The organism is Hymenobacter sp. 5317J-9 (genome assembly GCF_022921075.1).
Taxonomy (GTDB): Bacteria; Bacteroidota; Bacteroidia; order Cytophagales; family Hymenobacteraceae; genus Hymenobacter.
The window spans coordinates 431,627-457,616 of record NZ_CP095050.1 but is presented as its reverse complement, the minus strand read 5'-3'; the positions used below and the strand labels follow the sequence as shown (position 1 = coordinate 457,616).

The window sequence follows — 25,990 nt, the reverse complement described above, 5'->3', positions numbered from 1 at the left end:
GTGCCGGCTCTTAGGCCCCCACCAGCTCGCCGTAGGCGTCGGCGGTCAGCAGGGCGTCGAGCTCGGCCGGATTGGCAATGGAAATTTTCACCATCCAACCGTCGCCGTAGGGGTCCGAGTTCACGGTTTCGGGGGCATCGGCCAGCTTGGCATTCACCTCCAGCACGGTGCCGGTGATGGGGCTGAACAGGTCCGAAACGGTTTTCACGGCCTCCACTGTGCCGAACACGTCGTGCTGGGCCACGTCTTTGTCGAGGGTGTCGATGTCGACGTACACGATGTCGCCCAGCTCTTTCTGCGCGTGGTCGGTGATGCCCACATAGGCAACGTCGCCTTCAACGCGAATCCATTCGTGGTCTTTGGTGTAGTGGAGGGTGGCGGGCAGGTTCATATATGGTGGGTTAGTGGAGTAGTGGGTTGGTGGGTCAAAAGTACACATTCGGCTCCATCCTTAATCCACCACTCCACCATCCCCCTACGTCGCCTATTGCGTCAGGCTGTAGCGCAGCTGGATGCCGCCTTCGCTGGTCGAGTTGCGGAAGGCATTGCTGATGCGCGGCGTGGTCACGGTCTGGCTGTAGTACAGCTGCAGGTTGAGGCGCGTGTTGAGCAGGTAGTCGATAGTGGGGCGCAGCTGCAGCGTTTTCGAGCCGTTGGTGATGGTGCTGCTGGGGCGGCCCACGTTGGCGGGCAGAGCGGTGCCGCCCGTGCCCTGGCTGTTCACGGGGTCGTAGGTGTCGATGATGCTGCGCTGCACCGTGATGTTGTCGCGGATGCTGAGGTCGAGGCGGGCGGTGAGCTGGTTCTTCAACACGCGCTGCTCGCCGCCTACTTTGAAAGGCAGTTTGAGGCTGTTGGTGGCGTAGCCGAAACCAATGATGAACTCCTTGGTCGACAGCTCCGTGACCTGGGCATTGGTCGTGTTCAGCACCACGGCGCGGTCGGTGCGGTACTCGGCGCGGCCGGTCACCTTGCTTACCGTCTGGAAATTGACGCCGATGAGCGGTGAGAGGCGCTCCACGATGCTCACTTGGCCCAGAATATAGTAGGGGATGTATTGCTTCGACGTTTCGCTGCGCTGGGTGGGGAAGCCGCCGGGCTCGTTGCTGTACACGTTGGCCGTGGTGTAGCTGCCCACGCTGTACACCGACGAGTAGGCGTGGTTGAGGGTGAAGGAGCTGAAGTAGCGCTTGACGAACGGCAGCTGGGCAAAGCCGTTGTAGTCGACGCGCCAGTTGGGCAGCGGCAGCAGGGCAAAGGGGTTGAACTTCTCGGCCTTGTAGCCGTCCGACGACTTGCCGTGGTAGGCGTCGATGAAGCTTTGCACCAGCACGTCCTGCGAGTTGTAGCCGTAGCCCTCGTCGGGGTTGGCGTTCGGCCCCGTGGCGGGGTTGGCCTGGGCCAATCGGTCGCGCACAATCTTGCGGTTGTCGACGAAACGCTGGAAGGCCTTCGACGACTCGCCGTTGGCGCTCAGGTCGCCAAACAGCGTTTGGATGGTGACGGTGGTCGTGCTGAACGAACCCGTGCCCAGCGACTGCGCCACAATGCCGCCGACGGGGTCGAAGCCCACCAGCGTTTCGGGGTCGACAGGGCGGCGGTAGTAGGCGTCGCGGTTGCGGGCCAGCTGCCGGCGCGCATCCACCTGCACGTTGAAGTCGCGGAAGGGCTCCAGGGCGGTGCGCAGGGTCAGCGTCTCGGTCAGCAGCGAGCTGAGGGGCGTGTTGAGGTACTCGCTTTGGGTGGTGTACCAGCCGTTATCGCGGGCGCGCTCGTAGAGGGTTTGCAGGCCGGGCTGCTCGCCCAGAATGAAGCCCAGGCCCGGCGCGGTCAGGTCGCGGTCGAGGCCAAACACTTTGGTCTTGGGCAGGTAGCCGGGCAGCAGCGTGCCGTTGGCGCGGGTGTAAGTAAAATTGATGGAGCGGGCCGTCATCAGCGAGCGCAGCACGGCTTTCACAAAGCGGTTTTTCTCGCGGGTGGTGTCGGCCGCGGCGGGCACAGCAGGCGCACCGGGCGCCGCGCGGGTGGGCCGGGGCCGGTCCACGGGCGGTGGGGCGTTGTTGATGATGTTCAGAAACCTCACCTTGTTGTACAGCTTCACCAGGTCAATCTTACCGTTGGCGCTCAGCTCGGCGTTGTTCTGAATGGTGTTGCCCAGGTTCAGTTCTTTCGTATCGGTATTGTCAGGATTGGTGGGGTCCGCCAATGCCGTTTGTCCCAGCGACGAGGCTTGCCAGCTGTAGGTGGCGGCGTAGCGGGTGTCGGCGCTCAGCCAGTCGGTGAGCGGAAACTTGTCGAGCGGCAGGCGGTAGGTGAGGGCGGCCACCTGGGTGAAGTTGGTGGTGCGGCCGCCGCGCAGCAGGTTTTGCTGCAGCTGGTCCCGGTTGCGGATGGCCTCGTCGCTCACCCCAATGGTGCGGCCCGCGCCTTCGTCTACCACGCCGCGGTTGGTGGCCGTGTAGTCGAAAATCAGGCTCTTGGTCAGGTCCCACTTCAGGTCATAAATCCGGCTGATGTAGAACGACTTCTGAATCACGGGCGCAATGCCGTCCGTCGACGGCAAGGTGCCGGCCGCCAGAATGCGCTGCAGGAACCGCTCGTTGTAGCGCCGGTCGATGTCGGTGCGGAACGAGAAGCGCGAGGGCAGCGGCGTGAAGTTGATTTCCTTGAAAATCTTCAGGTACGGGTTGTCCAGGGCCTTAAAGTTGGCCAGCGGCGTATAGTTCTTGGGCGTGGTCTGGTACACGTAGGCCAGGGCCGCGGTGTAGGATTTGGTGTAGTCGCGGTCGGTGCGGATGTCGGTGTGCAGCCGGTCGGTGAGCGAGTAGCTCAGGGCCACGTTCTCGATGTCCCAGGGCTTGGGCTTGGCTAGCGGCGCGCCGGGCTTGGCCGGGCCGCGCTCCTTGCGCACGTTCAGCACCGAAATGCTGCGGCTGGTGGTTTGGTCGATGACCTTCTTGCGGTACTCGGCCTGGGCAGCAGCATCTATAACGCCATCTTTCTTGAACTTCTGCAGGCTTTGCTCCAGCTTGGTGTCGGGGTCCAGCGGGTCGTAAAGCGGCGAGCGGGTTTCCTGGCCAATTTGCAGCAGCACCGGCACGCGTAGGTGCAGCTGTTCGGGCAGGAACTTCTCGGCCGCCACCGTGGCGTTGAGGTCGCCGCGGAAGGTGTTGTCGATGGCGCGCTGCTGCACCTTGTCCTGCAGGCCGCCAAAGCCCACGCTGGTGTAGCTGCCGGTGGCCGTGATGTTGGCCAGGTCGGCCAGCTTCACGTTGAGGCGGGCCGTGGCCGCGTAACCGGCCTGCTGCTCGAAGTCGAACACCCGGAATTCGTCGGCCCACAGGTTCACCGTTTTCGAGGTCTGGCTGGGGTCCACGTTGTCGGTCACGGGGTTCAGAATGCCCAGCATCACGCCCTGCACCGCCGAGAAGTCGGGGTTGCCCACCACCGTAATGGTGGCGCCGTTGGGCAAATTCACCGTGAACGGCACCAATAAGTTCACCGTGGACTGCTGGTTGCGCTTGGCCTTGGCGTCGATGAAATCTTGGAAGGCCACGTCCACGCGGTTGGCCACGGGCCACACCTCGTCGGGGCTCGTGCCGGTGCGGGTGAGCGCCAAGGGCAGCGAGTATTCGTAGTAGTTCTGGGTGTAGTCGGTGCCGATGCGCAGGAAGGCGCGCACCTCGCCGTCGCGCATGCTGGCGTCTTCGCTATCCCCGTGCAGGAACAGGCGCAGGCGTTTGTAGCGCAGCATGTTGATGGTGATGTTTTTGTAGGCGGCTTTGGCGTAGCCGTCGCGCAGGTTCACCACGGCCAGACGCAGGCTCTGCTCGTTTTGCAGGCGCGAGGTGCTGCTGCTGCCGTACTCCTTGTCACGCTTGATGTCGGGGGGCGACACGTAGGGAATGCCGCCGCCCTGGGCCACGCCGTTTTCCTCCACGCTCACCGTCGACACGTTGAAGGCGTCGGCATCGGTGAGCTGGTTTTGGGGCGGCACGGTGCCCGCGCGGTTGTCGGTGATGCGGTAGTTGTAGCGGCGCCACTGGTTGGCCACAAACTGGGGCTGCACCAGGCGCAGCACCACCGGCTCCTGCCAGCCGGTCATGTACATGCGCAGGAAGCGAATCGATTTGAAGCCGAAGGGCTGCGTCGCGCCGCGCACTGTGGGGTTATCCCGAATCGGAATCCGGAACTGGTACCACGTCACGTTATCGCCCCCGATGTTATTGGTCACCTTGTCGATGATGTAGTTCGAGCCGATGTCTAGGCCGCCGGGCTGCAGGCGCATGCGGTACTCGTAGTAGCGCTCCACGTCCTGCACCACGTTGTCGCGGTTCAGGTCCTCCTTATCGGGAAAGGCCGTCGAACTGAGCTGGCTGTTTTCGGGCGAGTTGCCCTCGTAGTTGTCGTAGTTTTTGTAGCGGCCCAGCAGGTTGGTGTTGCTTTGGTCGTAGCTGGGGTCAAGATGGTGGCGGAAGTTGTCGGCCGAAGGGTCGGGCAGGTTGGCGAAGGCAGGGCCGTAAGGCGACTGCGGGTCTACAGCTTTCACCCGCTCCTGGTCATCGTTCAAGCCATCCAAACCCACGTCCTGGGCGGTGCGGGCGCCCGGCGCGGCGTTGAAGGCATCGGTGAGAAACTGCTGGCGCGTCACAATGCCGTAGGGCGTTTTGCGCGAAACGCCGGTGGTATCGGCCCCGGGCACGGGCAGGCCATTTTCAAACTCGTGCTGGTTGTTGTCCTTCAGCACGTCCTCGCTCACATTGCCCAGGTTGAGCACCAGGTCGCCGCCGGTGAGGTTGGGCGCGTTGGTGCCGTCGGTGTCGTACACGCTCACGCGCTCCTTGGGCGCGTTGGGGTTGGTGGTGCTCAGGAAGGGGTCCATCAGCCAGAACTCGAGGTACTCGATGTTGGCGTTGTCGAAGTCCGTATCGAAGGTGATGGCCCGGCTGATGCCCCCAAACTTGTTCACCAGCCCCGTGGCCGTGGCCTCGGTGCCGGTGAAGAACTTGCCGGCGTTGTCGATGCTCGGGTTGTAGTTGTAGGGGCCCCGCTCCTTCGGGAAATACGCCAGGTCAAAGGTGTATTCGAAGCCGTTACCGGTCGAGCCCAGGTCCTTATTCGGGAACACCTCGTCGCGCTTCACGCCGCGGGTGTAATGGTTAGCCAGGTCGGTATTGTTGATGTTGGTGGGCACGTTGGGCCCGCCGGTGTAGTAGCTCTGGTCGATGGTGTACCAGGCCAGCTTGGCGCGCTGGTAGTTGTAGGCCAGCCCGCCCACTGAGCTGCCCGGAGTGGGCAGCGGCGTGCTGGCCAGGCGCCAGGCCGGAATGCTGGCCAGCCCGCCCAGCGTGTAGGGCGTGCGGGCGTTTTCGAAGTCGTCGATATAAGACACGCCGTTTTCGCCGTTGCCCAGCTGCGAGCGGCCCGGCAGCAGCTTGGCAAACTCCCCGCTGAAGGCCACGGTCGAGATTTCCTTGGTCGAAATCAGCGGCAGCATGTCGAGGTACTTGGTCAGCACCCGGCTTTCCTTCCGGATGCTGCCGTCCAGGCCCACGATGGTGTTGTTGCCCGGCTCGTCGCCAATGTTGACGCGGTTGATGCCCGGCGCCTGGTTTTCGAGCAGGTGCAGGGCCGTGCCCCCGATGTTGGCGTCCTTGCTCAGCTTGTAGTCGAGGCGCACGCCCACCAACTTGCGCGGCTGCACCTGCACCAGGGCATTTTTCTCAAACTCCACCCGCAGCTCGTTGGCCGAGTTCAGGTAGGCCGGGTTCAGGATTTTCACCTTGGCCTGGTCGTAGAACACCTGGTAGTCCACGCCCTCGGTGAGCAGCGTCGAGCCCGAGCGCACCCGCACCGAACCCTGCGCAATGCCGATGCCTGGCAGGCTAATCTCGTCGGAGCTCGACCCACCCTGGAAGCGTCCGCGCAGGAAAAACTTGTCCTTTTCCTGCACCTGCTGCGCGTCGCTCTGGGTCTGGTTATACAGTTCCGAGTACACGTACTTGGTTATCAGGTTCGGCTCGCCATCCAACTGCGTGGCCAGGTAGGAGCCGAAGGGCTGCACGTTGGGAAAAATAATCTTGCCCAGCTCCGGGTCGATGGTCACGCCCGGGAAGTAGTCAAAGTTGCCGTCGGGCAGCTTGTCGTTGTTGGAGTTCACGTGGTCGAGGTTCAGCACCTCAATCAGCGGGCGGTTGGCCAGGCGCGCGCCCTCCTTCAGCGAAATCAGGTCGACGCCCGTTTCGTCGTCTTTGTAAATGATTTGCAGCTGAAAGTTGTCGCGCTGCAGCTGCGAAGCGTTCAGGGGATAGATGTTTTTCATCATCAAATCCCAGGTCGGCGTGTTGCCGGTGCGCAGGTTGGGGTTGTCGGGGTTCTGGCTGAAGTCCGTTATCAGGCCCACGCCGGGGTTGCTGGCCCGCAGCATCTTCAGAAACACTACTTCCTCGGGCCCGCGCGTGCTGTAGTCGTCCTGTGTCTCCCCTACTTTGTAGGTCTTGCCGTTGAAAATGTACTCGTAGCTCACGCCCAGCACCTGGTCGGGCAGCAAGGCCGTGTTCAGCGAGATGTAGCCCAGTTGGGCGTTGAAGGTGTATTCGCGGGTGTCGAGCTTGCGGGCGCGCACCCGTTCGTAGTCGATGTTCTTGCTCAGGCCCTGCCCGATTTGCAGGAAGTTGTCCACCGAGAGGTTGTCGCGGGCGTCGCGGCCCCCGTTCACCACCACGGTCTGGTATTCGTTGTTGGCCTTGTTGTCGGCGGGGGCTTGAATGCTGGGCGAACCAATGCGGTACTTCACGCCGCGGTACAGGCGCGAGGGCTCGGCCAGGTCCATGAGCGTCACCACGTTGCGCAGGTTCTCGGTGGTGCGGTTGTCGTTGGTCACGTACACCTCCAGGCGGTTGATGGTGATGCCGCTCTGGATGGTGGGCAGGTTGCGCAGGGCCTGGTCGTACCGGTCGCGGAAGAACTGCGACAGGAAAAAGTGCCGGTCCTTCTCGTACTGGCTCACCTTGATTTCGTACTGCCGGCTCTGGGCGCCGTTCTGAATGCGCACCTCGTCGGCGGTGCCGCGCACGGTGGCGGCCACGGCCGTCACGCCTAGGTTGCCAAACTGCATCTGGGTCTTGATGCCGAACAGGTTCTGGCCGCCCTGCACCAGCGAGTTGGTGAGCGGCAGGCTCACGTTGCCCAGGTCCACCTTGCGCAGGATGTCGGTTTCCTCGCCGGCGTAGTCGAACTTCATCTGGTTGTCGAAGTCGAACGACGCCTTGGTGTCGTAGTTGAACACCAGCTTGAGCTTGGTGCCGATGGCCCCGGTCAGGTTGACGTTGATGTTCTGCTCGAACAGGAAGTCGCCTACGCTTTGCTGGCGCAGGGTCAGGGCCGGGTTCTCGTTGCGGTTGAAGCGCCCGCCAAACTTCATCGTTACCGAGCCCGCGGGCCGGATGTCGACGTAGCTGCCGCCAAAAATGCGGTTGGCAATGGGCCCGAGGTAGATTTTGGGAATCAGGCGCTGGGCCTGCGGGGTGCCGGGCGCGGCGGCCGGGCCGGTCACGCCGCCCTTGGCTTTCTCGCGGTAGTAGTCGGCCACGGCCTGCCGGCGCTGGTACTCTTCGTACTCCTTGTAGGTGAGCACGCTGGGGTCGCGGTAGTCAATTTCCTTCCCCACCTTCTCCTCCACGCTAAACTGTTTCAGGCTGTCGTCAACCTGCACGTTCATTTTTACGTTCTTGGGCAAGGGCAGCACCAGCGGCGAGGTGCGGCGGCGCTGCCCGAAGGGGCTGCCCGGCCGGTCCTGGGCCCGCACCCGGGGGCGCTTGCTGGGCTTATACGGCCCCGTAGTATCCGCCACCGCCCCCGGGGACGGGGGGTATCGAGGGCAAGGGCACGGCTGGCGCGCAGCCACGCCCCACCGAGGCGCGACGAGGCCATGGGCGAGGCCTGCGCCCACCACGCCACCAACGACGCAACCACAACGACCGAAGCGGGGAGTAATTTCTGACCGGATTTCAAGCAGGATAGGTGGATAATGACGCCGGCCAAACGGCCCGCACCAAGCACGGCATTTTACGGAAGGTAGCAAGTCGGATGAGGCAACCCGTGCAGCAGCGCGAAAGCAATTTTCGCGCCGCGACTCAATGCGACTTCAAAGCAAATTTAATCAATTCCTCCACGCTCAGGTCGCTGCCGTGTTTCTGCTGAATCTGGTCCAGTTGCTTCTCGGCGGCGGCCCGCGCAAAGCCCAGGGTCACCAGAGCCTGCAACGCTTCGGCGCGGTGCGTATTGTGCTGGCGGGCCAAGGGCACGGTGTCGACGCCGGCTTTGGCTAGCAGCTCGTCTTTGCGCAGCTTGTCTTTGAGTTCCAGAATCACGCGCTGGGCCGTCTTGGGCCCCACGCCTTTGATGGCCTGAATGGCCCGCACGTTCTCGTGCACGATGGCGTCGCGGATTTCGCCCACGCTCATGCTGCTCACCATCACAATGCCCGTGCCCGGCCCGATGCCCGACACCGAAATCAGCTGCATAAACAGCGCTTTCTCGTTGGGGTCCAGAAAGCCGTACAGCGTCTGCCCGTCCTCCTTGATGTGCTGGTAGGTGTAGATTTTGGTGGCCGCACCCTCGGCCGGCAGCTTCGAGTACGTGGCCAGCGAAATGCGAACTTCGTAGCCCACGCCGAGGATGTCGACGATGGCAAGGGTGGCATCTTTGTAAGCTAATTTACCGTCGAGGTAGGCAATCATAAAGCAGGAAAGGAGGAGCGAAAAAAGTGCTTCAGTAGCTAGGCAACACCCGGGCAAGGGTTTTCCCTCCCAAATTTACTGGCTTTTTGGCCAAAAATCTTGGGTAAAATGAAGAAGTTGTGAAGCTTTCAAAGGAACGAATTCGTCAGGGCAAAAAGACGTCGCTCTGCTGTTGGGGTCGATACCGGCCAACTACAGCGCCTTGCTGCCCATCTGCGCGTCGACTACGGCAATGGAGGCCATGTTCACGATGTCGCGCACGCTGGCTCCCAGCTGCAGAATGTGCACCGGTTTGTTCATGCCCATCAGCACGGGGCCAATAACCTCAGCGCCGCCGATTTCCTGCAGCACCTTGTAGGCGATGTTGCCCGACTCCACGTTGGGGAAGATGAGCGTGTTGGCGCCCTTCTCGGCCAGGGGCGAGAAGTCGTAGTGCTCCTGGAGCAGCTGCGGGCTCAGGGCCACGTTGGCTTGCATCTCACCGTCGATGAGCAGGTCGGGGAAGCGCTGCTTGGCCAGCTCGGTGGCGCGGCGCGTCTTCTCGGGCAGCGGCCCGGCGTTGGAGCCGAAGTTGGAGTAGCTCACTACGGCCACCCGCGGCACGGCGTCGAAAAACCGCACGGCGCGGGCCGTGAGGCCGATAATCTCCACCATTTCCTCGGCCGTGGGGTTGATGTTCACCGTGGTGTCGGCAAAGAAATAGGGGCCTTTCTTGTGCTGAATGATGTACATCGACGCCACGCGGCGCACGCCGTCCTCGGTGCCCACCACCTGCAGCGAGGGAATGATGCTTTTGCCATAGTCCTTGGTGAGACCGGTGATGCAGGCGTCGGCTTCGCCGGTTTCCACCATCATGGCGGCGAAGTAGTTGCGCTCGCGCATCAGCCGGCGTCCTTCGTACAGCGTCATGCCGCGGCGCTGGCGCTTGCCGTAGAGGATGGCCGCGTATTCGTCGCGCTTGGCGTCCTGCTTCAGAATGTTGATGATTTCGCAGCCCTCCAGGTCGAGGCTGTTTTCGCGGGCAATGGCTTCGATTTTCTCCTGCGGGCCCAGCAGAATGGGAAAGCAGATGCCCTCGTCGCGCAGAATCTGGGCGGCCTTGAGAATCTTGTAATTATCCGCTTCGGCAAATACCACGCGCTTGGGATTGGCCCGGGCGGCCGAGGTGATGCGGTTCATCAGCTTCTGGTTCACGCCCAGGCGGGCCCGAAGCTGGTCTTCGTAGGCCGTCCAGTCGGTGATGGGCGCCTTGGCCACGCCGCTGGCGATGGCGGCCTTGGCCACGGCCGGGCTAATGGTGGTAATAAGGCGCGGGTCGAGCGGCTTCGGGATGAGGTAGTTGCGCCCAAACCCCAGCGTGTTGTCGCCATAAGCTTTGTTCACGATTTCCGGCACCGGCTCCTTGCTTAGCTCGGCCAAGGCGTGCACGGCGGCCAGCTTCATGGCCTCGTTGATTTCGGTAGCCCGCACGTCGAGCGCCCCCCGGAAAATGTAGGGGAAGCCCAGCACGTTGTTCACCTGGTTGGGGTGGTCGGAGCGTCCGGTGGCCATGATGAGGTCATCGCGCGTGGCCATGGCCAACTGGTAGCTCACCTCGGGGTCGGGGTTGGCCAGGGCAAAGACGATGGGGTTGTCGGCCATCTTCAGCAGCAGGCCGGCGGGCAGCACGTTGGCCGCCGAGAGGCCCAGAAACACGTCGGCCCCCTCCAGGGCTTCTTCTAGGTTATTCACCGCCCGCGTGGTGGCAAACTGCATCTGAATGGGTGCCAGGTTGGTGCGGCGCTCGTGAATGAGGCCGTCCTTGTCGAACACCACGATGTTTTCCTTCTTGAGGCCCAGCGCCAGGTACAGCCGCAGGCACGACACCGCCGCCGCGCCCGCCCCGCTCACCACCAACTGCACCTCGTCAATCTTCTTGCCCACGATTTCGAGCGCGTTCAGCAGCGCCGCCGAGGTGATGATGGCCGTGCCGTGCTGGTCGTCGTGCATCAGCGGGATGTTCATCTTCTCGCGCAGCTCCGTCTCGATGCGGAAGCACTCCGGCGCCTTGATGTCCTCCAGGTTGATGCCGCCAAACGTGGGTTCCAGCGACTTTACAATCTTGATGAACTCGTCGGGGTCGGTGGCGTCAATCTCAATATCGAAGCAGTCGATGCCAGCAAACTTCTTGAACAGCACGCCCTTGCCTTCCATCACCGGCTTGGAGGCGGCCGGGCCGATGTTGCCCAGGCCCAGCACAGCCGTGCCGTTGCTGATAACGGCCACCAGGTTGCCCTTGGCGGTGTACTTGTACACGTCGTCGGGGTTTTCGGCAATGGCTTTGCAGGGCTCGGCCACGCCGGGCGAGTAGGCCAGGGCCAGGTCGAGCTGCGTGCTCACGGGCTTGGTGGGAATCACCTCAATCTTGCCGGCGGGCTCCTGCGAGTGGTAGTTGAGGGCGTCTTGTTTATTTATTTTCAGCATCGGGAATCCTTCGGAAATGGAAACGGCCGCGCGGGCAGCGCGGCCGTGTAAGGCGAAATTAGGGCGAAAAGCGTGGCAATGTCCGGTTTGGGTTTCACAAACTGCCACGGGGGCGCTTAGCTCTGGGGCACCAGCAGCTTCTGGCCCAGCTTCACGTCGTCGGAAGTGAGGTGGTTGACTTCGCGCAGCTGCTGCACGCTCACCCCAAAGCGGCGCGAGATATTGAACAGCGTGTCGCCCGGCTGCACCAGGTGCACTTTACCGGTCAGCTCCGCTTTGCGCGCAGTGGCTTTCGAAGCCGAAGCCACTGCTTGCTGCGTCGCTTTTGGCTGCCGCCGCGGCAGCGTAGCCATCGCCGACGCCTCGGCCGGCGCGCTGAACACCAGCCGCTGGCCCAGGACCACGTTTTCGGAGGGCAGCTTGTTCCAGGCCACCAGTTCGGCCACGCTCACGCCGTGCTCGCGGGCCAGCTTGGTGAGGTTGTCGCCCTTGCGCACCGTGTAAAGGCCGCTTGCAGTTGCTTCGGCGGCGGTGGTTTCGACTACGGCAGGCTCATCGGCTTCCTCAGGCTCGACCGCGGCTATGGCTTTGGCTTCGGTACGTTTGGCTTCGGCGGCCTGGGTTTGCGCGGCGCGACGGGCGGCCACGCGGGCCTGCGCCTCAGCCGCGGCCTGCTGAATGGCCTGCCGCTGCCGAATGGCCACCAGACGGGCTTCCTGCAGCTTTTCCTGGCGCACCAGCTCCTGCACGCGGGCTACTTCGCGGGCGTTGGCCTCAGCCTGCTCCTTGCGGGCAGCCGCTTCCTCAGCCGACACGAGCGGACGCACCGGACGCGGCGCAACAGCTACCGCTTCGACAGGCGCTTTGGGAGCGGCCGGCGCGACAGCCGGCATGGGCACGAATACCACCAATTGCTTGCCGGGCTTCAGGGCTTTGCCTTTGGGCAAGTCGTTCCAGCGCCGCAGCTGAGCCTGGCTTACTTCGAACCGCTCGGCCAGGCTGGCCAGGGTTTCGCCGCGCTTCACCTTGTGCGGCACGCGCCGGAAGCGCGGTGCCTCGGCCTCGGCTTCGGTGCGCGGGCCGCCGCTGGCCGCCAGCAGCGGATTGCTCTGCCAGGGCTCCACGCCTTCGAGGCGGGGAGGCAGCGCGGCCAGGGCCTGCGGCAGCTCAGCCACGGGCTGGCAATAGTCCAGCAAAGTGTTGCGGTCCACGTCGCCCAGGTGCACCGCCGCTGAGGCCGGGAAGCGTACCACGTAGGAGCGGTAGCCCGCCGGCAGCGCCGCCCGCCGCAGTTCCGGGTTGAAGCGGGTGAGGTACAGCGAATCGGCGTAGCCGCAGGCCCGGCTCAGGCGGCGCAGGTCGAAAGCCCGGCCGCGCAGGCTCAGGGTATCCATTGCCTCGGCGTATTGGTATTGCAGCTTGTCGGTGCGCAGGCCGTGGGCCTCGGCGTACTTCATGCTGTACATGATGGCCGTGAAGGTGGGCACGTAGTTGCGCGTTTCGGCCGGCATGTGCGGGTACAGGTCCCAGAAAGTCTTTTTGCCGGTGCGCCGCATCACGCGCTGCACGCTGCCCGCGCCCCAGTTGTAGGCGGCCAGCACCAGCTCCCAATCGTGAAATACGCCGTAGAGGTAGCGCAGGTGCTTGCAGGCGGCCTCCGTGGCCTTTTCGGGGGCCATGCGCTCGTCTATCCACTCGTCGCGCTTCAGGTTGAGGTCGCCGGCGGTGGGGCCCATGAACTGCCAGAGGCCGGTGGCGCCCACCGGCGACTTGGCCGTGGGAATCAGGGCCGACTCCACCACGGCCAGGTACTTCAGGTCGGTGGGCAGGTTGTACTTGGCTAGGTATTTCTCGAAGATGGGGAAGTAGAAGTTTTCGCGCTCCAGCACGCGCTGCAGGTAGCTGCGGTTGCGGGCCGTGAACAGGGTCACGTAGGCCATCACCGAATTGTTGAACTGGTGCGGCACGTCGGTTTCGAAGCAGCCCACCCGGTCGCACACCAGGTCGCGCAGGGTGGGCGGGGTGCGCAGCCATTCCAGCCGGGCCGAGTCGACGCTCATGGGCGCGGCCACCAGCGAGTCGGGCTGCAGCTCGAGGCGCACCCGCACCGTGTCGCCCAACAGCGCTGGCATCGTGGAAATTACCCGGCCCGTCGAGTCCGGCACTGGTACTTGCTGGGCCATGGTTTTCGGCAGCGGCAGCAGCAGCCCAAGCAGCCCCAGGCCCAGCCAACGGCGGCTGCCACGAGGCATTTTCACGTGCTTAATCCCTTGCTTCATAGCACTAAGATAGGACGGAGGTAAAGAAGTTGTAGAGATGAAATGAAAATTTCCTTACGACCCCAACGAGCTTTGGGTAGTAGCCACGCAAAAAAATGCCCCGGCCAACCGGCCGGGGCATTTGTCAAACGCAAAAACAAGCTGTGACTTTATGTCACCACTTCCTCCGTGAGCGTGCTGGCAAACGCCAGCAGCTCAGCCTCGCGGAAGGCGCCGGCCATCACCTGCAGGCCGATGGGCAGGCCGGCGGCGTCTTCCCCTACCGGCACCGAAATGGCGGGCACGCCGGCCAGCGAGGCCTGCACCGTGAAAATATCGGCCAGGTACATCGACACCGGGTCCTGTTTCTCGCCAATCTTAAAGGCTGTGGTAGGCGTGGTGGGCAGCACCAGGAAATCGTACTGGCGCAGCAGCTCATCGGTTTTCTCCTTGATGAGCCGGCGCACGCGCTGGGCCTTGGTGTAGTAGGCGTCGTAGTAGCTGGCGCTGAGCACGAAGGTGCCCAGCAGAATGCGGCGCTGCACTTCAGCCCCAAAACCCTGGGCCCGGCTTTTCTTGTAGAGCGACTCCAAATCCGTGGCATCCGGGGCGCGGTAGCCGTACTTCACCCCGTCGAAGCGGCCCAGGTTGGAACTGGCCTCGGCGGTGGTGAGGATGTAGTAGGTCGGAATCATGTAGTCGAGGTAGGGAAACTTCACGGCTTCCACCACGTGGCCCTGGCCGCGCAGCAGCTCCAGCTGCGTTTCCAGCGCCGACTTGATTTCGGGATTCAGGCCCTCGCTCTCCACGGCGTCGGCGATGTAACCGATGCGGTAGTGCGGCGCGGGCGTGAGCAGCTCACTGTACTTGGGCACTTCGCGCTGGCTGGCAGTGCTGTCCATGCCATCGGGGCCGGCCATTACTTCCAGCAGCAGCGCAGCATCGGCCACCGAGCGGGTGATGGGCCCAATCTGGTCGAACGACGAGGCGAAAGCTACCAGCCCGTAGCGCGAGATGCGCGAGTACGTGGGCTTGAAGCCCACCACGCCGCAAAATGCCGCCGGCTGGCGCACCGAGCCGCCCGTGTCGGACCCAATCGAGGCCAGGCACATATCGGCCTGCACGGCCACCGCCGAGCCGCCCGACGAGCCGCCGGGCACCCGGGCCGGGTCCACGGCGTTACGGGCCGGGCCAAAGTAGGAGCTTTCGTTGGAGCCGCCCATGGCAAACTCGTCACAGTTCTGCCGGCCGATGAGGATGGCGTCGGCGTCGAGCAGGCGCTGCACGGCCGTGCCCGTGAAGAGCGACTTAAAGCCGTCCAGCATCAGGCTGCTGCTTTGCAGCGAATGCCCGGCGTAGGCCAGCACGTCCTTCAGGCCGATGACCATGCCGGCCAGCGGCCCGGCGGTGCCGGCGGCCAGCTTGGCGTCCACGGCGTCGGCCTGGGCGCGGGCCTCGTCGGGCCACACTTCCAAGAAGGCATTGAGGGTGGGGTTCTGGCGCTCGATGTTGCCCAGGTAATACTCAACGAGCTGGCGGCAGGACGTGGTGCCCGCCGCCAGCTCGCTACGAACTTCGGATAAAGACTGAAAACGCTTCAAACTACTTGCAGATTAGGTGCGGTGCGCCCAAAGTTACGCATCGGCGCTAGGACTGGCGTTGGCGGGAATGTAGGGCTGCCGGGGCTGGGTGCCTTCGGGCGCCAGGTTGGGCGGCAGCTGGTGAGCCACCGGCGGCGCGGGCTCCTCGGCCTGGTGGGGCTCCGGAATGTTGGGGTGCTGCAGGTAGTCGGCATCGGCGGTGGGGGCCACGTAGGCCGGCGTGGCCCAGGGGTCGAAACCAGAAGCAGGCTCCGCGTTGGGCGCGGGCGGCGCGGGAAATTGGCCTTGGGGGCCGTAGCCGGGCTGCGGCGGGTAATTGTTCTGCTGGGCGTAGTTGTTGGGCTGGGCCGGCTGGCCGGCTTGCTCAAACTCGCGCCGAATCTCCGTGCTGGCATCCTTGAACTCGCGGATGCCCTTGCCGAGACCGCGAGCCAGTTCCGGAATTTTGTTGGCGCCAAAGAAAATGAGGATGACCACCATGATGAGAATCACCTCCGAACCACCGATATCACCAAACATACGAAAGGAGCTTAATGGGTAAAATAGAATAACGAGCCGGCCCTACTGGCGCGGCCGGCTGTTGGGGTCGTTGGGGTTGTAGGCCGGCGGCGCGGGCTGCTGGTAGCCCTGCTGCGGATAGCCTTGTTGCGGCTGCTGCGGGTAGCCCTGCGGGGGCTGCTGGGGGTAGCCCTGTTGCGGGTAGCCCTGCTGAGGATATTGTTGCTGGTAAGGCGGCACCGGGGCGCCGGGCTGGTCGCGGTATTGCGGCTGCTGCTCTTCGGGCTTGGCGGTGGCGTCTTTGAACTCCCGCACGCCCTGACCCATGCCCCGAAACAGCTCGGGAATACGCTTGGCCCCAAACAGCAAGATGATGACGAACAGGATAAGCAGGATTTCGGTGGTGCCGAAGCTGCCGATTAGAAACAGGGGATGATGCATGAGCGAATGGGCGCCACGGCCCGGTTTGGGATGATAAAAGAGGATATACGTAGCCGAACGCCGTTTGGAGCAACAAAGATACCCGATGGCAGGTGTTTGATGAATGAAGCCGTCGTTTCGTAGATAAAGCGCGGGGGTTGACCGGCCCCTGGTCACGGTTCGACGGGAAGAGCGCAGTGCGCTGAAACCCATATCTTAGCTTTGCTGGCTCTGCATGCTGCCCCGCGCTCCTACCTGCCCCCGCACGGCCCGAAACCGCTTCTTGCTAACCGCTGTGAATCCTTCCCCGACCACTACCCCTCCCGACAGTGCCCTGCGCCAGGTAAACGAAGCCGACCGCCTTGACGCGCTGCGCAGTTACCAAATTCTCGACACGGGCCAGGAGCAGGTGTTCACCGACATCGCGCAGCTTTCGGCCTTCATCTGCGGCACTCCCATTTCGCTGGTTTCGCTCATCGACGACAGCCGCCAGTGGTTCAAGGCCCACGTGGGCCTCGACACCCAGCAAACCCCGCGCGAACACGCGTTTTGTCAATACGCCATGCGGGCCAACGACGTGTACGAAGTGCGCGACGCCACCGCCGACGCGCGCTTTGCCAACAACCCCCTCGTGACCAGCGACCCCAACATTCGCTTCTACGCCGGGGCCCCGCTGCTCTCGCCCGAAGGCCAGCCCCTGGGCACGCTCTGCGCCATCGACACGGTGCCGCGCGTGCTCACCGCCGACCAGCGCGATGCCCTGCGCATTCTGGCCCGGCAGGTGATGGCCCACCTGGAGCTGCGCCGCGTCCGGTTGCAGCTCGAAGACGAGCGCCAGAAGCTGGAAGGCGTACTGCGCATGGCCAACCACACCGGCGACTCACTCTACGCCAACAACCGCACCGAGATATTCGTGAAGCAGGACCAGCGCCTGGTGCGTGTGCTCACCGCCGACCTGCAGTACGTGGAAGCCCTCGGCGACTACGTGAACCTGCACACCACCCGCGAGCGCCTCACCATGTACGGCACCATGAAGGACCTCGAAACCAAGCTACCGGTGCGCGACTTCGCCCGAATCCACCGCAAGTACATCGTGCGCCTCGACCGCATTGTGTCCATCGAAGCCGACGCCGCCCTGCTCGACGGCGTGCGCGACGGCTCCGGGCCCCGCACGCCGGTGCGCGTGCCCATCGGCAGTTCCTACAAGGCCGGCCTGCTGGCTCGCCTCAACCTGGTATAGGCCAGCCTTTGCGCCCAGCTAAACGCGCCGTTCGCCGGTTCCCAGTCGTCATTCACCGAGTTGCCCGGCACGGCACCGGCCGGGGCCCCCATCTTTGTTTCGGTTATCGGTTGAGGCTGCTGTAGCCGCTTCTGCCGACAGCTAAGTTTGTTTTCATAGCTCAGAAAGACACCGCGCTTTGCTCGGTGTTTTTTTTTAAGGTTGGTGTGCAGAAGGCCCTTTGACAGTCGGCAAGCGCAGTGCGCTGCCGGCACGTCGAAGGGCCTTCTTCGTTGCGGGCGTTGGGGTTGGCGGCTTCTACTTGCGCCCCAGCCAGTTCTCCGGGTTCAGGTTGGCCGAGTTGTGCCACACTTGAAACTGCACCTCCGACGTGCCTTCGGCCGAGGTAGCCACCGTGCCGATGACCTCGCGGGCGCTCACGCGCTGGCCCTCGTGCACGCTCACCGAGCGCAGCTTGGCGTACACCGTGAAGAAGTCGCCGTGCTGAATCATGACGATGGTGTTCATGCCCGCAATGTTGGCGATGGTGAGCACCTTGCCGTCGAAGCAGGAGCGCACGGCCTCGCCCTCGCCGGTTTGAATGTCGATGCCGCGGTTTTCGACGGTTACGTTTTTCAACACCGGGTGCGGGTGGCGGCCAAAGTGCTGGCTGATGAAGCCGCGGCTCACCGGCCACGGCAGGCGGCCGCGGTTGCCGGAAAAGGACGAGGACGCCAGCGCCGTTTCGGGCGTGAGGGCAATGCGCACGGCGCGGCGGTCGGCGGCTTTCTCGGCGGCGGTTTCGGGGGCGTCGCTTTCCGGCGCGGCGGTGGGGTCGTCATCGGCAGCGGCGGCCGAAGCGGTTTCGGGGTCGCGGCGCGGGCGGGCGGGGCCGGCGCCGCCGCCGGCGTTGCGGGCCGCCGCGGCCCGGCGCGCCTCGCGGGCAGCGGCCAGCGCGGCTTCGCGGCGGGCGGCTAAGCGGGCAGCGCGAGCGGCGCGGGCTATTTCTTCGCGTACCCGCTCGGCAATGAGGTTGTCGAGGCGGTTTACGGCCTGGCGGCGCTCTTCCAGCTCCTGGCGCAGGCCCTGCTCCTGCTGGCTGAGCTGCTGCACCATCTCGTCTTCCTTCGTTTTCAGAGAAAGCAGGTTGCGATTTTCATTCAACTGGCTGTTCAGCAGGCTGCTCTTGCGTTTCTGCTGCTCGGTGAGGCCCGAAAGCTGCTGGTGCAGCCGGTACTGCGTGCCCATGATGCGGGCTGCCTGGCGCTGGCGCTCCTCGGTATACTGCCGGATGTAGCGCAGCCGCAGCGTAAACTGGTTGAACGACTCCGACGCAAACAAGAACATGAGCCGGTTGAAGCCGTTGGCCGTTTTCGAGGCCGTGTACAGCAGGCGGGCGTATTCGGCTTTGAGCTCGCGCAGGGTTTGCTGGGTTTTGAGCACCTCGGTGGCCGTTTGGTGCACGTTGGTTTCGATGCCGTGCAGCTGGGTCGAAATGCCCTGAATGACCTGCTTCTTCACCGTCAGCTTTTCCTTGATGACGTTGAGCTGGCCCAAGCTCACTTTCTTCTTTTCCTGGGTCTGGTTCAGGGCTTGGCTAGTGGCCTGAATCTGGCGCAGGTTGGCCTGGCGCTCCCGCTCCAGTTGGGCCTTGGTTTTGAGGCGGGCCGGGCGCGCAGCAGCCGACTTGCGCGGCACAGGGCGGGCCGTTGCTTTGGTTTTTTTGGCCGTTCTGGTGGTTTTAGGCGGCTGCTTCTTGTTGCGCTGCTGGGCCGCGGCGGGCGCCACCAGCCACAAGCTCAGCAGGCACAGCCACAGCCCGCGCCGGCCCACCAGCCGGGCCCCGACACGGGCAACTTGCTCAAGGCGTTGTAAAGAGACGTTGTTCACCAGATACCAGTCCAAAGCCACTGCCTATTTCTGCCGCTTGTAGCCCTTGGGCACGGCAAATGGAAACGCGAGCCGCTCGCGCCCCACGTTCACCTTGCTGTAGTTGATGGCCGCCGTCACGGCGCCCGCCGAGGGCTGCTGGGCCTGAATGAACGTGGCGTGCGCAAAGGGCAGGTTGCCCTGGTCTTCCAGCGGCTTGAAATCGGTGTAGTCCACGGTTAGGTTGCGCTGGGTGGCGTCGTCCTTCACCTTGAGCTGCTGCACGCGGCCGGTTTCGGCTTGCAACAGGCGCTCGATGAGCACGCCGGCCAGCGGGTAGCTCACGCGCTGGCGGCCGGCTTCTTCCACGGCAATGGTGGGCGTGGTGCCGGCGGGGGCCGGCAGGTAGTCGCCCAGCAGCAGGGCCTGCATCTGAGCAAAGCTGATGGGCACGTTCAGCAGCTTGCTGAGGTAGTCGTAGCCGCCCGAGAAGTAGGTTTTTTCCAGGCGGTTCAGCACGTGCACCGAGTCGCGGGTGAGCACGGCCCGCACGCCCTCAATGCCCACCAGCGACGCCGACACCCAGATGATGCTGTCGCGGCGCATGCGCAAGGCAATGTTGGCACCTTGCTTTTCGCCCTTCATGTTGATTTGGGCTTTGCCCTTGGCATTCAAGAACACAAACGTGGTGTTGGTGGCCCGCACCGCGGGCTCGGCCGTCGATACCGACGTGCCGGGGCCGGTGGTAGAGGCAGTGGGCACGGCCTTGCGGGCACAGCCACCCGTCAGCAGGCCCAGCGCCAACAGCAAAGAAATTTTATTCATACAGTTTTCGGTCTTTCAATTTGCGTTCCAGCAGGTTGGAGGCCACGCCGGCCTTGCGGGCGCGCTGCCACTCGGCCACGGCCTTGTCCTTGTCGCCGAGCTGGAACAGGACGTCGCCGTAGTGTTCAATCACGGAGGCGTCTTTGGTGGTTTGCATGGCTTTTTCCAGCGCCGCTTTCGCGCCGGCGTAGTCCTTCATCTTGTAGAGCACCCAGGCGTAGGTATCGAGGTAAGTGTCGTTATCGGGAAATTGCTTCACCACCTTGCCCGACATCTGCTTGGCTTTGTCCAGCTTCTCGCCCCGTAGCGAGAGGAAGTAGCTGTAGTTGTTGAGCACCTGCACGTTGTTGGGGTCACTGGCCAGGGCCGCTTCGTAGGCCTCGTCCGACTTTTCGTACAGGTGCATTTCGTGGTAGGCGTCGCCCAGCTGGGCGTCAAACTGTCCCAATAGCTCGGGGTTGTTCACTACCAGCTTGCGGCCGTGCTCCAGGGCTTTCACGCCCTTCTGCGGCTGCTTTTTCAGCAAATGCGCCACGCCGTTGTAGAACCACAGCGACGACTGGTTCGGAAACAGCTCCAGCGCCCGGTCGGTGTGCACCAGCAGCGAATCGGTCTGGTTCAGTTCGGCATCAATAAGCACCACCTGCTGCCAGAGTTGAAACTTGGAGTTGTCGTAGCGCAGGGCCTTCAGGTAGGTGTCGCGGGCGTCCTTTTTGTGGTCGGTCAGGGTCTGAATGTCGCCGGCCACGGCGTAAGATTTCGCGTCCTTAGGATAGGCTTTGATGGTGGCCGCGGCCAAATCCCGCGCCAACTGGTTCACCGATTCGGTGGGGCTGGGCAGCTGCTTGATGTAGCCCACCAGCACCCGCACCCGGTCGTCAATGTCCAACGCGGGGCTGGCGAATGCCTGCTTCAGCTGCTGGGCCGATTCTTCGGGCTGCTTTTGCTGGCGGTACACCTCGGCCAGTATCATGTGGGCCTGGGGGTTGTCGGGGTCGAGGCGCAGGGCCTGCTGGGCCACGCGCAGGGCGTCGGGCAGGCGGTTGTTGCTGGCGTACATCTCGGCCTGGGCCAGCACGTAGCGGCTTTCGGTCGGGTTGGCCTTGATGAGCTTTTCGCCCTCGGCCAGGGCCAGGTCCAGCTTGTTCTGCTTGAGGTAAATCTGCTGCTTCTTGAAGGAAATCTCATCCACCTGCCCAAACTCCTTTTCGGCCTGGTCCAGGGTCGTCAGCGCCTCGGGCAGCTTGTTCTGAGCCAGGTACAGGTCGGCCAGGTTAAACAGGTAGTTGCCCGAGTTCGGCACCTGCTTGATGAGGGCCGCGTAGGTTTTGGTGGCGCTGTCGTACTGCTTCTGGCTGGCCTGAATCTGGGCCAGCAGCAGGTAATAGTAAGCGTTTTTCGGGTCGAGCCGGATGGAAGCCTCGGCGTAGTTGTTGGCGTCGCGAAGGTTGCCGCTCAGCAGGTTGGCTTCAGCAATCTTGTAGTTGAGGGCCGCGTTGTCGGGGCTTAACGTGTACGCTTTCAGCAGCTGCTCCAGGCCTTTGGTGTAGTCCTCCAGCATCACATACTTCACCCCATCCACAAACAGGGCCTCGCTCATTTCCCGCTCGCGCTCCGACAGCGGCGGCGCGGCGGCGCGCTTGGCCTTCGCCTCGGCCAGTTTCTTGTCGATTTCGCGCTGCTCTTTTTCCAGGGCACGCTGCTCCTTACGGCTCAGTTTGGTGGGCGGCTTGGCGGCGCCCTCCGTGGGCTGGGCGTAGCCAATGGCCACCGCACCCAACCAAAACAACAGACTCAGAGCAACTTGACGCATATACAACAAAACCGGACCTCGGGCCCGGCTCACGAATTTACGGGGATTACGAACGAACGACGCGGCCCTCCGCAGAAGGCCGCGTCGCTAGTAACGCATTTCCGCCTTAAAATGTCACACGCGCAACTGGTTATAATCGCCCAGGCTCAAGTCGTCGGGCGTACCGGTCACGCCGGCGTGGTTGCCAATCATCGAATTGGTGATAACCGCATTCAGCACCGAAGCCGACTGCTGCACAATGGAATTCGACAGGCGCGAGTCGCGCACGTTGGCGTGGTCGCCCAGGCTCACGTGCGGGCCCACCACCGAGTCCGTCACGATGGCGTTTTCGCCGATGTACACCGGCTCAATAATGACCGAATTGGTGATTTTGGCCGATGAAGCCACCAGCGACTCGCCGCGCTCCTTCAGGTACTCCAGGTAGCGCTGGTTCGTGTATACGGTGGCGTCTTTGTTGCCGCAGTCGAGCCACTCGGTCACGCGGCCGGGCACGAACACCGTGCCTTTGTTCTTCATATTCTCCAAGGCGTTGGTGAGCTGGTACTCGCCTTTGTCCTTGATGTCGTTGTCGAGCAGGTACTGCAGCTCATCGCGCAGGTAGTCGCCGTCCTGGAAGTAGTAGATGCCGATGATGGCCAGGTCCGACACGAACGTCTCGGGCTTCTCCACGAAATCGGTAATCTGGCCCTGCTCGTTCAATTTCACCACGCCGAAGGGGCGCGGGTCTTCCACCTGCTGCACCCAGATGGTGCCGGGCACGCTGGAATCGAGGGTGAAGTCGGCTTTGAACAGCGTGTCGGCAAATGCCACCACCACGGGGCCGGTCAAGGCCTCTTTGGCGCAGAGAATGGCGTGGGCCGTGCCCAGGGGCTCGTCCTGGTACACGATGGTTCCTTTGGCGCCCACCGACTCGGCTATTTTCACCAGGTTTTTCTCCACCTCGGCGCCAAAGCGACCGATGATGAAAGCGACTTCGTCCACCGGCTCGCCGCACACTTTGGCAATGTCCTCCACGAGGCGCTGCACAATGGGCTTGCCCGCAATCGGAATCAGGGGTTTGGGAACGGTGAGGGTGTGGGGGCGCATGCGCTTGCCCATGCCGGCCATCGGAACGATGATTTTCATGTGTGAAGTAGTGGTCAGGTATTTGTAAAGTTCGTTCAGTGTGCGCAGATTTTCAGCCGCTCCCGTCCGGCGGCCATTTGGCGGCCCGAAGCTAGGACCTGCCCGCCAACAACCGATTACCGGATGTTAGCTTTTTCCTGTACTGCCATACCCACCCGCGCCGCGTTGGGTTACGCTCAAGGTTTCGGCGGGCTGCCAGGCAATGGTTTCGTGCTTGGCAACTATCAGTTGGGCAATGCGTTCGCCGTCGTTCACCACGAAGGGCTCGTTCGATAAATTCACCAGCAACACCCGGATTTCGCCCCGGTAGTCGGCGTCTATCGTGCCCGGGCTGTTCACAATGCCGATGCCGTGCTTCACGGCCAGCCCACTGCGGGGCCGCACCTGCGCCTCGTAGCCCACCGGAATTTCCATACCCAGCCCCGTCGGAATCAACTGCCGCTCCAGCGGGCCCAGCGTGACGGGGCCCTCAGGCAGGTGGGCCCGCAAATCGAGGCCGGCGGCGTGGGGCGTCTGGTATTCGGGTAGCGGATGGCCGGAGTGGTTGATGACGGGAATGAGCATGGAGAAATGACCAGCTTAAAGGATTGGATGGGGTCGTAAAGATAGCCACGAGGCTATATCGGCCTTAATCAGGCCGCTTTGGTGGAAAAAGCCGCCTGCGGCCGCTCCACCGCCCACAGCGCTGCCAGGAACAGCACCGTCAGGCCCGCGTGCCAAGCGTGGCGCATCCACCAATCGGCCGGCTGCAGCCACCAGCCCAGCGCCACCAGCCCAGCGGCAAACAGCAGCCACAGCCCCAGCCGCAGCGCCGGGTAGGGCACCGGAAAGTGTCGCTCGCCCAGCCGCCAGCACAGCACCGCCATCATAAAGTAGCAGGCCAGTGTGGCCAGGGCCGAGCCCAGGTAGCCCAGCAGCGGAATCAACAAGAAGTTGAGCGCAATGGTGAGCACGGCCCCGCCCGCCCCGATGTAGGTGCCGAAGTAGGTCTTGTCGGTCAGCTTAAACCACACCGACAGGTTGTAGTACACGCCCAGAAACAGGTTGGCCAGCAGCAGAATGGGCACCACCACCAGCCCCTGCAGGTACTCGGGCCGCTTGAGGAAAAGCCGCCCGAAATCCTCCACATTAAGGCTGACGCCCACAAATATCACGGCGCAGCACAGCGTAAACCATTTCATTACCAAGGCAAACGTGGCGGGCGAGTTCTTCTCGGTGGCCTGCGAGAAAAAGAAGGGGTCGGCGGCGTAGCGAAACGCTTGGTTCACGAGCTGCATGAAGATGCTGAGCTTGTAACAGGCCCCGTAAATGCCCACCGCCGTGAGGCTGCTTTGGCCGGGGTAGAAATTCCTGGGCAGCCACATGGGCAGCATGATGCGGTCCAGCGTCTCGTTTACCATGCCAGCCAGTCCCATCAGCATGAGCGGGAAGGTGTAGCCCAGCAGCGGCCGCAGAAAGGCCAGGTTCAGACGGAAGCGGAAATCCAGCACCTCGCGCCACAGCAGCAGCAGCGTGAGCCCGCTGGCAAACAGGTTCGACAGAAACACATAGCTCACCCCAATGGTGGGGTCGAACACCCGCGCCACCAGCGGCTGCAGGCCGGGCAGCCACTTGCCGCTGGCCACCGCCGGGCAAAACACCAGAAAGAACAGGTTCAGCCCCACGTTCACCACGATGTTCACCAACCGGATGGTGGCAAACTTGCGGGCCTTGTTTTCCAGTCGCAGCCGGGCAAAGGGAATGGCCGCCAGGGCGTCTAGGCCCAGAATCAGGGCCATCCACACGCCGTACTGCTCGTGGCCCGGCGGAATGCCCAGCATGGCCAGCAGCGGCTTGGCCAGCAGAATGAGCACGATGGTGAGCACGACAGTGCTCAGCAGCAGCAGGCTCAGCACCCGGTCGTACAGGTCCCGGCGGTCGGTGCCCGGGCGGTTGGCAAAGCGGAAATAGGTGGTTTCCATGCCGTAGGTGAACAGCACGTTCAGAAACGACACGTAGGCATACACCCCCGTCACCACCCCAAATTCGGCTGCCGCAAACGCTGCCGTGTACACCGGCGTCAGCAGATACGAGAGCACCCGGCCCACAATGCTGCTCACGCCATACACGGCCGTCTGCGAGGCCAGTTTTTTTGCTACACTCATTCGTCGTCGGTGAAATCCAGCTGTCATCCTTATCTGGCGTCCGCGCAGCGAAGGACCTTCTCACGCTCAAACGAGTTGTTCAAACGTGAGAAGGTCCTTCGCTGCGCGGACGCCAGATAAGGATGACAGATTATAGTTCTATTTGCCGGTGAACACGGCCGCGCGCTTCTCCACAAACGCTGTGGTGCCTTCTTTAAAATCCTCGCTTTCGAAGGCCCGGCCGAAGGCTTTCACTTCCGCCTCGTAGCCGTTCGTGTTCTTGGCGTAATGCGCATTCACGCATTCCAGCACCATGCCCACCGCCAGCGGGGCCTTGCCCAAAATCTTGCCCAGCAGCTGCTGGCAAAAGGGCAGCAGCTCGGCCTGCGGCACCACGTGGTTCACCAGGCCCAGGCGCAGGGCCTCGTCGGCCTTCACCATGTCGGCCGTCAGCAGCAGCTCAATGGCCTTGCCTTTGCCGATGAGCTGGGGCAGGCGCTGCGTGCCGCCGTAGCCGGGCAGCAGGCCCAGGTTCACCTCGGGCTGGCCAAAGCGGGCGTTGTCGGAAGCCACGCGCATGTGGCAGGCCATGGCCAGCTCGCAGCCGCCGCCCAGCGCAAAGCCGTTCACGGCCGCCACCACGGGCTTGGTGCTTTCCTCGATGCGGCAGAAGGCTTCCTGGCCGCGCTCGGCGGCGCGGGCGGCCTGTGCGGGCGTGAGGGCGGCCAGTTCGGCAATGTCGGCCCCGGCCACAAAGGCCTTCTCACCGCTGCCCGTGAGGATGATGCCGCGCACGGCCGGCTCGTTGAGCGCCTGCTGCACGGCCGCGTCGATGTCGGCAATGGTGGCCGCGTTCAGCGCGTTGAGCTTGCTGGGGCGGTTGATGGTAAGGGTGAGGATGCCGCTGGCGGCGTCGAGGTCATAAAGCAGGTTTTCGAACGAAGCGGACATAACGAAAAGGAGGCAGGTTTGACTTGGCCCCGCCAAAGATAGCGCCCCGGGCGTGGGAGGCTGGTCGGGCCAAGGCCGGGACTG

General features: G+C 63.2%; 16 protein-coding genes. 1 reads left to right on the top strand and 15 read right to left on the bottom strand.

All coding sequences use genetic code 11. The features are described from left to right. Window positions 1-10: 10 nt before the first annotated feature. The 8 genes from gcvH to MUN81_RS22780 all read right to left on the bottom strand — a co-directional run bounded on the left by gcvH (window position 11) and on the right by MUN81_RS22780 (window position 16,002). Complete coding sequence (gene gcvH / locus MUN81_RS01930; RefSeq protein WP_245114715.1) at window positions 11-391, bottom strand: glycine cleavage system protein GcvH; 381 nt, start codon at window positions 389-391, stop codon at window positions 11-13. Window positions 392-484: 93 nt separating this feature from the next. Then, on the bottom strand, window positions 485-7,852 hold the full coding sequence (gene sprA, locus MUN81_RS01925; RefSeq protein ID WP_245114714.1) for a cell surface protein SprA: 7,368 nt from the start codon (window positions 7,850-7,852) through the stop codon (window positions 485-487). Between the two features lie 283 nt (window positions 7,853-8,135). Next, window positions 8,136-8,741: a Holliday junction branch migration protein RuvA gene (ruvA, locus tag MUN81_RS01920; RefSeq protein ID WP_190928807.1), complete on the bottom strand. Its 606-nt coding sequence runs from the start codon at window positions 8,739-8,741 to the stop codon at window positions 8,136-8,138. A 192-nt stretch (window positions 8,742-8,933) separates the two neighbouring features. After that, complete coding sequence (locus MUN81_RS01915; protein WP_245114713.1) at window positions 8,934-11,204, bottom strand: NADP-dependent malic enzyme; 2,271 nt, start codon at window positions 11,202-11,204, stop codon at window positions 8,934-8,936. A 116-nt stretch (window positions 11,205-11,320) separates the two neighbouring features. Then, window positions 11,321-13,483: a lytic transglycosylase domain-containing protein gene (locus MUN81_RS01910; protein WP_245114712.1), complete on the bottom strand. Its 2,163-nt coding sequence runs from the start codon at window positions 13,481-13,483 to the stop codon at window positions 11,321-11,323. A gap of 149 nt (window positions 13,484-13,632) precedes the next feature. Next, on the bottom strand, window positions 13,633-15,063 hold the full coding sequence (gene gatA, locus MUN81_RS01905; protein ID WP_245114711.1) for an Asp-tRNA(Asn)/Glu-tRNA(Gln) amidotransferase subunit GatA: 1,431 nt from the start codon (window positions 15,061-15,063) through the stop codon (window positions 13,633-13,635). Window positions 15,064-15,096: 33 nt separating this feature from the next. Then, window positions 15,097-15,582 (bottom strand): twin-arginine translocase TatA/TatE family subunit, encoded by a 486-nt coding sequence (gene tatA / locus MUN81_RS22785; protein WP_348533159.1) that lies wholly within the window; start codon window positions 15,580-15,582, stop codon window positions 15,097-15,099. Between the two features lie 42 nt (window positions 15,583-15,624). Then, window positions 15,625-16,002: a twin-arginine translocase TatA/TatE family subunit gene (locus MUN81_RS22780; protein ID WP_348533158.1), complete on the bottom strand. Its 378-nt coding sequence runs from the start codon at window positions 16,000-16,002 to the stop codon at window positions 15,625-15,627. 274 nt (window positions 16,003-16,276) lie between these two features. Here MUN81_RS22780 and MUN81_RS01890 point away from each other — a divergent pair, with 274 nt between their 5' ends. Continuing rightward, window positions 16,277-17,221, top strand: coding sequence for a GAF domain-containing DNA-binding protein (locus MUN81_RS01890; RefSeq protein WP_245114710.1), 945 nt, complete (start codon window positions 16,277-16,279; stop codon window positions 17,219-17,221). Window positions 17,222-17,518: 297 nt separating this feature from the next. Here MUN81_RS01890 and MUN81_RS01885 read toward each other — a convergent pair whose 3' ends face one another. The 7 genes from MUN81_RS01885 to MUN81_RS01855 all read right to left on the bottom strand — a co-directional run bounded on the left by MUN81_RS01885 (window position 17,519) and on the right by MUN81_RS01855 (window position 25,906). Continuing rightward, window positions 17,519-19,105 (bottom strand): peptidoglycan DD-metalloendopeptidase family protein, encoded by a 1,587-nt coding sequence (locus MUN81_RS01885; RefSeq protein ID WP_245114709.1) that lies wholly within the window; start codon window positions 19,103-19,105, stop codon window positions 17,519-17,521. 9 nt (window positions 19,106-19,114) lie between these two features. Continuing rightward, entirely contained in the window at window positions 19,115-19,894 is a 780-nt protein-coding gene (locus MUN81_RS01880) for a DUF4292 domain-containing protein (protein WP_245114708.1), read from the bottom strand. After that, entirely contained in the window at window positions 19,887-21,707 is a 1,821-nt protein-coding gene (locus tag MUN81_RS01875) for a tetratricopeptide repeat protein (RefSeq protein ID WP_245114707.1), read from the bottom strand. Before MUN81_RS01875 ends, MUN81_RS01880 begins: the two co-directional genes overlap by 8 nt. A 114-nt stretch (window positions 21,708-21,821) precedes the next feature. Further along, window positions 21,822-22,832 (bottom strand): sugar phosphate nucleotidyltransferase, encoded by a 1,011-nt coding sequence (locus tag MUN81_RS01870; protein ID WP_245114706.1) that lies wholly within the window; start codon window positions 22,830-22,832, stop codon window positions 21,822-21,824. Between the two features lie 126 nt (window positions 22,833-22,958). Continuing rightward, entirely contained in the window at window positions 22,959-23,396 is a 438-nt protein-coding gene (dut, locus tag MUN81_RS01865; protein WP_245114705.1) for a dUTP diphosphatase, read from the bottom strand. A gap of 68 nt (window positions 23,397-23,464) precedes the next feature. Beyond that, window positions 23,465-24,976: a polysaccharide biosynthesis C-terminal domain-containing protein gene (locus MUN81_RS01860; RefSeq protein ID WP_245114704.1), complete on the bottom strand. Its 1,512-nt coding sequence runs from the start codon at window positions 24,974-24,976 to the stop codon at window positions 23,465-23,467. A gap of 138 nt (window positions 24,977-25,114) precedes the next feature. Continuing rightward, window positions 25,115-25,906 carry an enoyl-CoA hydratase-related protein gene (locus MUN81_RS01855; RefSeq protein WP_245114703.1) on the bottom strand — a complete coding sequence of 264 codons (792 nt, stop codon included), beginning with the start codon at window positions 25,904-25,906 and terminating at the stop codon, window positions 25,115-25,117. Between the last annotated feature and the right edge of the window lie 84 nt (window positions 25,907-25,990).